We start from the raw sequence: 12,585 nt of genomic DNA on the forward strand, positions 1-12,585 counted from the left end.
CTGGCTGCCCGGTACTACAAACAAAACCCCCATCTGCAAAAAATCTAGACGCTGACTTTTCTCAACGGTGCTGACGTACGTTGACGTGTCTCCCACTGCTCGGCCAACCCCACAGCCACATCCGCCTCAGGCAACATTTCGCCTCCGCGAACCAGGTCTGCAGCCCGCTCGGCAAGCATGATGGTCGGCGCGTTAAGGTTGCCGTTGGGTTCCGTCGGGAAGACTGACGAGTCAATCACCCGCAAACCGTCCATCCCCCGCACTCGCAGTTGCGAATCCACCACCGCCATGTCGTCTTCCCCCATGCGGCAGGATCCGCAAGGGTGATACGTGCTCTCAAGATTCTCACGCACGAAGGCATCAATCTCGGCATCGCTGTTCACGTTCGGCCCCGGTGCAATTTCGACATCACGGAAGCGGTCCATCGCAGGCTGGCCGATGATTTCCCGGGTCAGGCGCACACAACGGCGGAAGCCCTCGCGGTCTTCTTCACGCTGCAGGTAGTTGAAGAGAATTTGCGGATGCTCGTAAGGATCGCCCGAGCGAATCCGCACATGCCCGCGGCTCTTGGGTTTGTTCGGCCCGGTGAGCACCATGAAGCCGTGCCCCTTGAGCGGTTTTTTGCCGTCATAGCGCATGGCCGCGGGCAGGAAGTGGAATTGAATGTCCGGCCAGCGCAGCCCCACCTCCGAGCGGATAAAACCTCCCGCCTCAAAGTGATTGGTGGCACCGAGCCCGTCCTTGCAGACCAGCCAGCGCAGGCCAATCATCAGTTTGCTCAGCGGGTCCATTTTGCTGTTGAGCGTGACCGGCTCCTTGCAGCCGTACTGGATGTAAATCTCTGAATGGTCCTGAAGATTTTCGCCAACCCCCGGCAGGTCATGCCTGACCGCTACGCCAGCCTGGGCAAGCACGGCCGCCGGACCAATCCCGGAGCGCTGCAGCAGGTGCGGCGAACCGATCGGCCCCGCGCAAACCAGAACTTCACGGGCGCAATAAACCTCATGGGTCTGACCGTCGCGGTCGTAGCTGACGCCCACTGCACGCTTGCCATCGAGGAGGATCTGGCGGGTCATCGCCCGGGTGATGACAGTCAAATTGGGCCGCTGCATGGCCGGGCGCAGATAGGCGTTGGCCGTTGAACAGCGAACACCGTCCTTGACCGTCATATGCATGGCACCAAAACCTTCCTGCATATAGCCATTGCAGTCATCGGTCTTGATGTAACCCGCTTGGGCACCGGCATCGACCCAGGCCCCATACAGCGGATTTTTCATGTTATTGCCTCGGCTGGTATGCAACGGGCCGCTGCCGCCACGGTACTCGTCACCGCCTGCGTCCCAGCTTTCGGCACGCTTGAAGTACGGCAGGCAATTGCGATAGCCCCAACCCTGTGCGCCCAGCGACTCCCACTCGTCAAAATCCAGGGCATGGCCACGGATGTAGACCAGCCCGTTGATCGACGACGACCCGCCCAACACCTTGCCCCGCGGGCAGTGCACCCGACGGCCGTTGAGAAAAGGCTCCGGCTCGGATTCATAACGCCAGTTGTACCGGGTGGTGTTCATCGGGATCGAGAACGCACTCGGCATCTGGATCACTACACTGCGGTCGCTACCGCCGTATTCCAGTACCAGTACCCGGGTTTGTGCATCTTCGCTCAGCCGATTGGCCAGGACACAACCCGCCGAACCTGCGCCAATGATGATGTAGTCAAAGTCATTGCTCGCCATGTCTATCTCCAAAAATTCGTGGCACCGGCCAGCGGCGCAAGCGGCGTCACGGCCTTGCCCCGGGTGGTGTAATGCGGATGTGTCAGCTCTAGCCCTTGAATCACGGCCTCTTCGTTTTCAAGATCGATGGAGCGGCTGAGCCAGTAGTACACCAGCCCCGCGACAACAAGCCCGACCAGCCAGGCCACATCGATATTGCCCAGCGCCCTGGCCAGCGGACCGACATAGACCTCCTTCTGCGCCACACCATCAAAAATGTAAAAGAACGGAATCATCGCGATAAAGCCGATGGCGTATGAGGCAAGGCCACGCAGGCCCCAACTGCCATAAAGGCTGTCGTGGGGTGTGAAAAAGTGCGGTATGGCGTAACGCCCCTTGCGCACGAAGAAGTAGTCCGTGAGGTTCACCGCCGTCCAGGGCACCAGGAAATACAGCATCACGACCAGGTAGATACCCAGTACCGACAGGCCCTTGTCCGACCCCTGAAGGCTCAGCGAAACCCCCAGTTGCAACACGATCACGAACACGATGGCGAGGATGCGAGCCTTGCGCGTCGGCTCGATATGCTTGATGGAGTCCACACAGGTCAGGGTGGTCAGCTTGGCGCTGTAGATGTTCATCGCGACGACCGGCAGAAACACCAGGATCGTCACCCCGACCACGAAGATGCCCAGCATCGGGGACACGGTATTGCCCACTTGCGACAGGGCCACCAGTACGTTGCTGGCATGCAGGTGGTCGGCCAGCCAGGCACCCACGGCAATCATCCAGGCACCGGACAGCGAGGCGCCGAGAAACACCACGGCGATCAATTTGCCGCTGTGGGTGTTTTTGGGCAGGTAGCGTGAGTAATCCGACACATACGGCGCATAGGCGATGTTGTAGCTGGCGGCCGCGGCAAACTGGGTGATAAAGCCGGTCCAGTTAAACCCCAACGGTGCCGGGGCCACCTCACCCGCTGCAAGCAGCGGCATCGGTGCATCGGGCACCCAGTTCATCAGCACGGCCAGGGTCACCAGGCCGTAGAGTGGAATCGACAAAAACAGCGCCCATTTGAAACTGCGGTGCATCCAGTCATGGCCCAGTATCGCCAGCACCGTCGCCGGCACCGTCACCGCCAGCGCCACCACCAACGGATCGAAACCAAACAGTTCCTTGAGGCCCTGCATCATCAACACCATGTTGACGATGTTGAAACCGGCGAACACAAACAACGTCGCCAGCAACGCCAGAATCACCCCCCGATAACCGAATTGAGCCCGCGACTGGATCATTTGCGGCAAGCCCAGATGCGGCCCCTGGGAGCCGTGAAAGGCCATGAACAGCGTGCCGAACATGATGCCCAGGGTACCCGCCAGGATGGTCCACACAGCGCTCAGACCCACGCTGGGGCCAACAAAACCGATGGTCATGGTGAAAAAAGTGAAGTTCCCGAGGAACCAGAATGGTCCTTGGCTGGAGAGCTTGTCGGTGCGCTCGCTTTCCGGAATAAAGTCGATCGAGCGCCCTTCAACAGCCGATTTGGCAAGAGTGTCCATGATGTACTCGCAAAGGTAGTGAAGATCATGACCAGACAGGCGCGCTGCAACAGTTCAGGAGGGGTTGCAGGCGCCCGCCGCGCAGGAATGCCAGCAGACACTCAGGGCAGCGTTATCCACACCGCTTTGGTTTCCAACAGGTGATCGAGCTGCTCGGCGCCCAGATCCTTGCCAAAGCCCGACTGCTTGTAACCGCCGAACGGCATCGAAGGGTCGAGAGTGCCGTGGGCATTGACGTAGACCGAACCAGCCCGCAGCCGCGGGATCAGGCTGTGCACGCGCCCCAGGTCGTTGGAGTAGAGCGCAGCGGCCAGGCCATAGGGCGAATCGTTGGCCAGCGCCAGCGCCTCTTCGTCATCGTCGAAAGGCGCGGTGACCAGTACCGGGCCAAAGATCTCTTCCTGGACGATCCGCATGTCATTGCGACAATGGGCAAAAATCGTCGGCTCCACGAAGTAGCCGGGGCCTTCAACGGGCTGGCCGCCATACACCAGCTCGGCACCTTCACGCTTGCCGAGCGCGATGTAGTCCATCACCCGCTGCTTCTGCAAGGCAGAAACCAGGGGGCTGATAAAGCAGTCAGGGTCCAGCCCCGGCGCCATTTTCAGGGTGCGGGTACAGGCAATCAATTCACGTAAAAAACTGGCGTAAATACTGCGGTGCACATAGGCGCGAGTACCCGCATCGCACACCTGGCCCGAGTTGAAAAACACCCCGTTGGCAATGGCCCGGGCCGCCGCGGGCACGTCAGCATCGGCCAGCACGATAACCGGCGACTTGCCACCCAGTTCCAGGGTCAGGCGCTTCATGTCATCCAGGGCCGCCCGGCCAACCGTGCGACCGACCGGGGTCGAACCGGTGAAGGTCAGCTTGTCGATACCCGGATGGGTGGCCATCGCCGCGCCCACCACACTGCCGCGCCCGGTGACGATATTGACTACACCCTCGGGGATGCCCGCCTGTTGCACCAGCTCGGCAAAGCGCAGGGCTGACAATGACGTCAGCTCCGCCGGTTTGATCACCACAGTGCAGCCAGTGGCCAATGCGGCGCCGAGCTTCCAGGCCAGGGTTTGCAGCGGGAAGTTCCACGGCACGATGGCACCCACCACGCCGATGGGTTCCTTGCGGGTGTAAGCCAGGTAGTTACCCGGCAGTGAAGGTTCGACGGTGCGACCATGAATCTTGGTCGCCCAACCGGCGAAATAACGCAGCGTGTCCACTGTGCCCTGCAAATCGACCGCACGGGCGGCGGCCACCGACTTGCCCATATCGATCGACTCGATTTCGGCCAGTTCATCGGCATTGGCTTCAATCAGGTCCGCCAGCCGCTGCATCAACCGCTCGCGCTCCAGCGGCTTGAGCTGGCGCCAGGCGCCGCCGTCAAACTGCGCACGGGCGGCTTGCACGGCGCGGTCCAGATCCGCTGTGGTGCCCATGGGAATGCGGGTCAATACGCCCTCGGTCGAAGGCTCGATCACATCAGACGTTTGCCCGTCGCTGGCCTCGACCCATTCGCCACCGATAAACATCTTCTGGTGTTTGCCGAGAAATGTTTGCGTTGCTTCGCTCACGCCGATCTGTTGCAAATATTGCTTAACCGTCATGTCCATTTTTATTCTCTCGGGCCAGGGTGAATGTCACGCCTGGCCTCTTGGGTTCAAGACTCGATCCGGGGCTGCACACCGATCCCCGTTGTGTTCACCGTTCAGCGTGCGCGCGCCTTCGCCCGCTCGTGGTAGATAAAGCCGATGCTGTTGAGCAGCAATTGCGCCGCCAGAATCGAGGTCACACCGGCCGGGTCATAGACCGGCGCGACCTCCACCAAGTCCATGCCGATGATGTTGCCCTGGCTGCGCCTGGCCAGGGCCTGGATGATTTCCAGCACTTCGTAATACAGAAAGCCGCCGTGGCTCGGGGTGCCCGTGCCGGGTGCGATGGAGGGGTCGAAGCCATCGATATCGATCGTTATGTAGTACTTGACCCCCTGCGGGATCAGCGCCAGCACGCCCTCGGTGCCGAGGCGGCGCACATCGCGCACCGACAGGACCTTGGACCCGGCGGCATGGGCCGCTTCATAGTCATCGCGGTTGGACGATGACACGTTGCGAATACCCATCTGGGTCATGCCGACGATATGGTTCATTTCCGAAGCCCGGCGCAACGGGTTGCCGTGGCCATAGCGCACGCCGTGACGCTCGTCGACAAAGTCCAGATGCGCATCGAAATGCACGATATGAATCGGCCCCTTGCCCTCGAAGGCCTTGATCACCGGGGCATGCACCGAGTGATCGCCGCCCAGCACCACCGGCATGGCGCCGGACTCGAGAATCTTGCGCACGGCAAATTCGATATTGTCGTTACTGGCCTTCATGTCCGTGTGAACGATATCGGCATCGCCCACATCCACCATGCGCACGTCCTGGGCGGTCAGGTACATCACGTCATCTTCGTGATCGTAGGCACCGGCATGGCCGAAGGAAAACAGTGTGGATGCCTCACGAATCCCCCGAGGCCCGAAACGGGCACCCGAGCGCCATTGCGTGCCCATGTCATTGGGCGCGCCGAGGATCGCCACATCGGCATCCAGTGCATCCCAGTCGGTGCAGACCGGGGCCTTGCCAAACGTACAGTGCCCCACGAACGGAAGGTTCAAACGGCCGGACTCATACCCATTCCCAGACATGGCGATCAATCTCCAATGTTGTTGTCGGGGGGACAGTGCTGGTCAGCGTCCCCGTGTCGCAGTGACTATGAGCGCAGGTTTTGATGGAAAAAATTCCAATCATCCGATACTCATATCGGTCTGTCCGATGCATCAATCCAAGGGAGTACCGGGGTGAATCAACTGCACACTGTTGATCTGAAGCTGCTCAGGGTGTTTGCCGAAATCGTCAAGTGCGGCGGGTTTTCAGCGGCGCAAGCGGCCCTGAACATCGGCCAGTCGACCATCAGCGAACACATGACCCACCTCGAAACCCGGCTCGGGGTAAAGCTGTGCCAACGCGGCCGCAGCGGCTTTCGCCTGACCGAACAAGGGGTGGCCATTTACGAATCTACCTTGCGCCTGCTGCAGGCCGTGGACTCCTTTTGCCTGGATGCCGGGGTGCTCAAACAACACATCACCGGCGTGCTTAACCTGGGCATTATCGACTCCACCATCAGCGACCCCGGCTCGCCCCTGCCGCGAACCACGCAGCGCTTTGTGTCCCGGGGCCACGACGTACACCTCAATGTGTATGTCGGCACCCCGGCCGAACTGGAAGAGCGGGTTCTGGACAGCCGCTTGCACCTGGCCATCGGGCATTTCCCCAGCCCCGTCCCGGGCCTTGAATACTCGCCGCTGTACCAGGAGGCCCTGGGGCTGTATTGCGGGCGCCGCCACCCCTTGTTCGGCAGCCCGGCAGAGCGCGAGCAATTGCTGGAGGACATCGCCGACAGCCGCATCGTGGCCCGGGGGTTCATGCAGCAATATGACCTGGACAGCCTGGGCGTAAGCAAGGCGGCGGCCACGGTCGACAATATCGAGGCACTGGCCATCCTGATCATCTCGGGGGCCTATCTGGGCTTTCTGCCCAATCACTTTGCAGCCCAGTGGGTCAAGACCGGGGAGATGCAACAACTGGCAGCGAACACCCTGTGCCTGACCTCCCCTTTCGACTTGATCACCCGTCGGGGCGTTGCACCGCCACCGATCCTGCGGGTGTTCCTGGAAGATCTGGCCGCTACACGTCACGATGCACACCGCTGAACGCCCGAGTGCGCGATAACAACCATTGAGGCAAGACACGATGAAATCCCCCGGTGGTCGGCTCCTGACCGGTATCGCGCTGGACCGCGCCAGCCCCACACCCCTGTACCGCCAACTGTACTTGCAGATTCGCCAGCAGATTCTGGCAGGCCACCTGCCAGGCGGCACCCGGCTGCCTTCGACCCGCACTTTGTGCACCGAGCAGGCGCTGTCACGCATTACCATCCTCAATGCTTTCGACCTGTTGATTGCCGAGGGTTTCCTGGTGTCACGACCGGGGGCCGGTACCTATGTCTGCGCCGAATGGGAGCGTCGCGAAACCCGCGCCGAAGAAACGCCAAAGCCCCCGCGCCTGTCGAGCCTCAGCCAGTCGATGCTGTCCTTGCGCAGTGATCATTTCAGCGGCATGTCCTACGAAGCCTGGGAACCCGATTGCCCGGTTTCCTTCCTCCCAAGCCATGGCGCATTCGATGCGTTCCCGCTGCATGTGTGGAAGCGCCTGATGAACCGCCACCTGTGCCAGCCCACCAAGGCGATACTCGGATATGGCGAGGTCAAGGGGCTGCTGCGCCTGCGCGAGGCGATTGCCGAGTACGTCCATGACGCTCGCGGTATCGAGTGCGAAGCCGGCCAGGTGGTCATCGTCTCGGGGGCCCAGCAGGCTTTCAACCTGCTGGGCATGCTGCTGCTCGACCCGCAGGACAGCATCTGGATGGAAGACCCCGGCCATATTGCCGCGCGCATTGCCCTTCAGGCGCAAGGGTGCCGCGTGGTGCCACTGCGCATCGACGACCAGGGCATCGACGTGCAGCAAGGGTTGCGCGAATGCCCCGAGGCCAGGCTGGCGTTCACCACACCGTCACGCCAGCACCCGCTGGGCACGACCATGAGCCATGCCCGGCGCCAGGAGCTGATCGAGTGGGCAGGCCGGGGCGGCCGCTGGATCATCGAGGATGATTGCGACAGCGAATTCACCTACGGCGCCCGCCCGCTGCCAGCCCTGTATGCGATGGACCAGTGGGCCAGCGTGATCTACGTCGGCACCTTCAGCAAAGTGCTCTACCCGTCGCTGCGACTGGGTTACGTGATACTGCCGCACGCCCTGGTCGAGCCTTTCTGCGCCATGCGCGCCGTCATGGACCGCAGCCCTTCGACACAGCTACAGGCGGTCACGGCGGACTTTATCCGCGAAGGCCATTTCCTTGGCCATATCCGCCGCATGCGGGCGCTGTACCAGGCGCGCCAGGCATGCCTGGTGGACGCACTGCGGCTGCGGCTGGGCAACTTCATGCGCATCGAGCCGGTGAGTGCCGGCATGCATGTCATCGGCTGGCTCGCCCCCGAACTGGATGACGCCGCCATCGCCAGGGAGCTGGCTCGCCATCAGATTCACACCTACGCCCTGAGCGACTACTGCGTGCAGCGTTATTTGCCTGCGGGCCTGCTTGTCGGCTTTGCCGGCACCCCGGTGGAACAGGCCCTGGAGAAGGTCGAGGCACTGGCCCAAGCACTGCGCAAGATGGGCCACACGCTGTAAGGGACTGGTGTTTACACCCGCCCGCCCCTTAAAAGTGGTCATATAAATTAAAAAATAATGGCTCTATTGATAGGGCCACCCTGGTGCGATAAAGGCTCTCCGAACCACTCGGTGCCTGTACCAGGAATAATTCCAATGAACTGTATTCAAGCACGCTTCAACACCCTGCTAAGCCACAACACCAACGGCGCTTGCCCTGCCCCGCTGCTCACGCCGCAACTGGCCAACGCCCTTATCGAGCGGCTGCAACGCATGCGCCTGTTCGCCCACGCCTACCCCCTGCTGACCAACCTGACCCAGGGCCGCGTCGTGCCAGGTGAACTGCTGGACTTCGCCTATCGCCACCAATTGCAGGGGCTGAGCCTGCACGTGCTCGATGGCGAGGCCAACAGCCTGGGCAACATGTCCCCGACCCAGTTGCAGGCATTCAGTGACAAAGCCGCCAGGCTCGGCCTGGACGTACACCTGGAAATCAGCAGCACCCGCAAGCCAGACATCGATCAGGTCATCGCCATCGCCAGGGCGATCGGCACACGCAACATCCGCGTGTATTCGCGCTATGAAGGCCATCTGTCAGGGGTGTTGGCGCAGATTGAACATGACCTTCGCTATGTGGCCGGGCAGGCCGACCTGCACGACCTGTTCTTTGACTTCGAGCAGCATGAAGAACTCAAGAGCCATGAGATTGCGCAGTTGCTTGAGCGTCTCGACCATCCGCGCCTGCATGCCCTGTTCGACTTCGGCAACATGATCAACGCCTGTGAACAGCCATTGTCGGCCCTGCAACACCTGGCCCCGCATATTCGCCAGGTGCATATGAAGGGCGTGCGCGTGGTGCCCGAACACAACGGTTTTGGCCATTACGGGGTATTGCAGGGCAGCACCGAAGACCACCTGCCCAGTGCACGAATGGTGTTTGAGCTGCTGATGCTCGGCGAGCACGAGCCGCAGGTAATTGCCTTTATCCTGGAGCAGGAAAACCACTACATCGCCCCGGCGTTCCGCCAGCAGGATGAAGCCGCCGACCCTTTTATCGACTACCGGGAAATGAGCGAAACGGCACTGCCGCCGGGCTACTGCGCACAACGCATGATGGACGATGAGCACCTGTGGGCGAACAACCAGATCCGTTATGTGCGCGACCTGCTCGGCGAGTTCAAGGTGTTGGCGCAACTGACACTGGGAGAGCAAGCATGACTGCACAGGCCAAAGCCAAATGGCTGCGTTTTCTGGTACTTATTCTCGGCGGTGGGACCATCTACAAACTCGCCAACCTCAAGGACGCCTTCTACGTTCCCATTCAGCAATACATGGGGCTTAGCCATACCGAACTGGGCACCCTGCTCAGTGCCAATGCCATTATCGCCACCGCCCTGTTCGTGGTCGGCGGGTATCTGGCGGACCGTTTCGACACACGCAAGCTCATCCCCCTGGGCCTGATCGGAACGGGCAGCCTGGGGCTTTACCTGGCCACTTTTCCGGGTTTCGACAAACTGCTGATCGTGTTCTGCCTGCTGGCCGTTTGCGCAGACTGCATTTATTGGCCTGCCCTGCTCAAGGCCGTACGCAACCTTGGCGAGAATAACGAACAGGGACGCATGTTCGGTTTTCTGGAGGGAGGCCGCGGTATCGTCGACACCCTGGTGGCCTTTTCGGCACTGGGGGTATTCGTTGCGATGGGCTCAGGCGAAGCGGGGCTCAAGTCCGCCATCGTGTTTTATTCCCTGGTCGACATCATCGCGGGCATCGTTACCTGGTTTCTGCTGCGAGACAGCAAGGCCGCACCGGTGATCAAAAAAGAAACCGGCGCATCCGCTATCTCCGGGCTGCTTGAGGCCATTCGCATCCCCGGTATCTGGCTGGTCAGCCTCAACGTGTTCATGGTCTATATCGTTTACTGCGGCCTGACCTACTTCATCCCCTATCTGAGGGATATCTACGAACTGCCGGTGGCGCTGGTCGGTGCCTACGGCATCATCAACCAGTACGTGCTCAAGATCCTGGGCGGCCCGGCCGGTGGCTTAATGGCCGACAAATACCTGCGCAGCCCGTCGCGCTATATGAAGTGGGCCTTCCTGGCGTTGCTGCCGGTCATGGCGGTGATCATGCTGGTGCCCAAGGGCGGGCATTTCATTTACCTCGGCATGGCCGCCACCCTGTCTTTCGCACTGATTGTGTTCACCATGCGCGGCGTGTTCTGGGCTCCGATGGGCGAAGTCGGCATCCCCCAGCGCATCACCGGCTCGGCCTTCGGCATCGCCTGCCTGATCGGCTACGCCCCCGGCATGTTTGCCTACGTCATTTACGGCTCGCTGCTGGACCATTTCCCCGGCCAGCAAGGCTACACCTATGTATTCAGCCTGATGAGCCTGCTTGCGCTGATCGGTTTCATGGTTGCCAGCCTGTTGTATCGCGCCGTGCGCAAAAACACCGTCCCGCTGCCTGACACGGCGCTGGCTCAGGCCTGATTGTTCAGCGGGCGATGCAGTTGCCCAGTGATAACGAGGTGCTGCCATCGCAGGCAAGCCAGCCCCCACAGGTTTTGTGCCATGCACAAGACCTGATGCGAGCAGGGAAAACCAGATCGATCATGGGTGTACCGATCAGCTCATGGGGCTCATAACCCAGGATACGTTTGCTGGCGGCACTGACGTGAACAAAGCGTGCGTTGCGATCCACCACGCAGACAGCAACCACCAGCCGGGCACATCTATCAGATCGCCCCATCACGCAGCAATTGGCAAAAACTGTGCGAAAAACCCTGGGAACCTGATGTATCAGACACAACGCTTTGCCTGGTTTTTGCGACGACTTCGTCGCCGAACGTAGCCTGCGTTCCTCGGCAGCGACTACAGAGATTGTGTAGCACACACTTGCGCCAAAAGGCCGGCCGGTCGGCCGCCTCGTGGCGCAGTGCTTTTGATCTGCCTGCCCTCCCGGGAGGCCGAGAGGAAGTTCTGTGGAGTGCGTCGACCGGCATGGATGCCGGGAGAGCCGCGATGGGCCAAGGATGGCCCGTGGCGGCGTGCCCACGGAGCAGGACTGGAGCGAAGCGAAGGCCGTACGATGGGGCGAAAGCGCTTTGGTTACTTTGCCGCTTTTGCAAGGTGACTCGCTGTAAGAGCGAAACCCATATCCCGGTTAGACACAAATGCCGGATATGTACTCACCACACCAGTTAAACCAACAAGATCAAGCAGACAGCGTCCAGCAACAGGTCAACAAAGCCTGCCTGTAGCAGGTAATGCTTGATGTCCATAGACCAACTCGCTGCCTCAGGGTTAAACGTCTCTATTCATCCCTGAAACCTCTGCCGCGTTGCGTTCCCTGCGTCTTACTTAAACCATAGCTGCCAACAGCCCGGGCAGCGCGTGCGCCAGCGCACTGATGGCAAAACCAATGAACATCACCCCGCACAACCGGGTGATCAGCAGCTCATGGCGCTGGTACAGCGCCCTCACATGCCCTGCCCCCACGATGCCCACCAGAATCATGTAGGCCAACGCCCCACCGACAAAGCTCAAGGCGATCAACCAGGGCAACATGGCCCAGGTCAGCAGTTCTGCGCGGCTGGACAACAGCGCAGTGAAGGTTGCCACCGCCACCGGATACGCCTTGGGGTTGGTCAGGCCGAAGAAAATCCCGTGGGCAAACGGCTGGCGCGCCGGGCCTTGCTGAGCACCGCTGCTGCGCTGGGCGCGAACCGCGCGCAAGCCCAGCCAGAACAGGTACAGGCCGCTGATCAAGCCCAATACGTTAAAGGCCGTGCTGCCAAACTCACGCGCGCCAACAATGGCAATCAGTGCCGTACTGCACCAGATCACATCGCCGAGCAAATGCCCGCATAAAAAACCGGCCCCGGCACGTCGCCCACGCGCAGCGCCAATACCGAAAACCGCCAGCACGCCAGGGCCCGGGGTGATGCCATAGATAAAGCCGGAAGCCAGGACGGCCAGTAACAACGAAGGTGTCATGCACAACGCTCCAGAAAATCAGGCTTCACGTTCGTCCGCTGCGCGTGAAGTGGCT

The 12,585-nt window shown here is 60.8% G+C and carries 9 protein-coding genes and 1 pseudogene; 4 read left to right on the plus strand and 6 right to left on the minus strand.

The window, feature by feature from the left end; all coding sequences use genetic code 11:
* Positions 1 to 44: 44 nt before the first annotated feature.
* The 4 genes from betA to speB all read right to left on the minus strand — a co-directional run bounded on the left by betA (position 45) and on the right by speB (position 5,954).
* Complete coding sequence (gene betA / locus BFC21_RS12270) at positions 45 to 1,733, minus strand: choline dehydrogenase (protein WP_120266178.1); 1,689 nt, start codon at positions 1,731 to 1,733, stop codon at positions 45 to 47.
* A 2-nt stretch (positions 1,734 to 1,735) separates the two neighbouring features.
* Positions 1,736 to 3,271 carry a cytosine permease gene (locus BFC21_RS12275; protein ID WP_120266179.1) on the minus strand — a complete coding sequence of 512 codons (1,536 nt, stop codon included), beginning with the start codon at positions 3,269 to 3,271 and terminating at the stop codon, positions 1,736 to 1,738.
* A 101-nt stretch (positions 3,272 to 3,372) separates the two neighbouring features.
* Positions 3,373 to 4,881, minus strand: a complete 1,509-nt coding sequence (locus BFC21_RS12280; protein WP_120266180.1) for an aldehyde dehydrogenase — start codon at positions 4,879 to 4,881, stop codon at positions 3,373 to 3,375.
* A gap of 95 nt (positions 4,882 to 4,976) precedes the next feature.
* Complete coding sequence (speB, locus tag BFC21_RS12285; protein ID WP_095004613.1) at positions 4,977 to 5,954, minus strand: agmatinase; 978 nt, start codon at positions 5,952 to 5,954, stop codon at positions 4,977 to 4,979.
* A gap of 153 nt (positions 5,955 to 6,107) precedes the next feature.
* On the opposite strand from speB, the gene BFC21_RS12290 reads away from it, so the two are divergent.
* The 4 genes from BFC21_RS12290 to BFC21_RS12305 all read left to right on the plus strand — a co-directional run bounded on the left by BFC21_RS12290 (position 6,108) and on the right by BFC21_RS12305 (position 11,024).
* A complete protein-coding gene (locus BFC21_RS12290; protein ID WP_120266181.1) occupies positions 6,108 to 7,019 on the plus strand; it encodes a LysR family transcriptional regulator in 912 nt (303 codons plus the stop codon).
* Between the two features lie 40 nt (positions 7,020 to 7,059).
* A complete protein-coding gene (locus tag BFC21_RS12295) occupies positions 7,060 to 8,556 on the plus strand; it encodes a PLP-dependent aminotransferase family protein (RefSeq protein ID WP_120266182.1) in 1,497 nt (498 codons plus the stop codon).
* Between the two features lie 135 nt (positions 8,557 to 8,691).
* On the plus strand, positions 8,692 to 9,753 hold the full coding sequence (locus BFC21_RS12300; protein ID WP_120266183.1) for a sugar phosphate isomerase/epimerase: 1,062 nt from the start codon (positions 8,692 to 8,694) through the stop codon (positions 9,751 to 9,753).
* Entirely contained in the window at positions 9,750 to 11,024 is a 1,275-nt protein-coding gene (locus tag BFC21_RS12305; protein WP_120266184.1) for an MFS transporter, read from the plus strand. Before BFC21_RS12300 ends, BFC21_RS12305 begins: the two co-directional genes overlap by 4 nt.
* A gap of 100 nt (positions 11,025 to 11,124) precedes the next feature.
* On the opposite strand, the pseudogene BFC21_RS12310 reads toward BFC21_RS12305, so the two are convergent.
* Together BFC21_RS12310 and BFC21_RS12315 are read right to left on the minus strand one after the other, a co-directional pair.
* A pseudogene (locus tag BFC21_RS12310) lies at positions 11,125 to 11,283 on the minus strand (PAS domain-containing protein); the annotation flags it as partial.
* Positions 11,284 to 11,894: 611 nt separating this feature from the next.
* Positions 11,895 to 12,530 carry a LysE family translocator gene (locus BFC21_RS12315; protein WP_095004618.1) on the minus strand — a complete coding sequence of 212 codons (636 nt, stop codon included), beginning with the start codon at positions 12,528 to 12,530 and terminating at the stop codon, positions 11,895 to 11,897.
* Positions 12,531 to 12,585: the final 55 nt, after the last annotated feature.

This window comes from Pseudomonas sp. TMW 2.1634, assembly GCF_001703595.1.
Taxonomy (GTDB): Bacteria; Pseudomonadota; Gammaproteobacteria; order Pseudomonadales; family Pseudomonadaceae; genus Aquipseudomonas; species Aquipseudomonas fragi.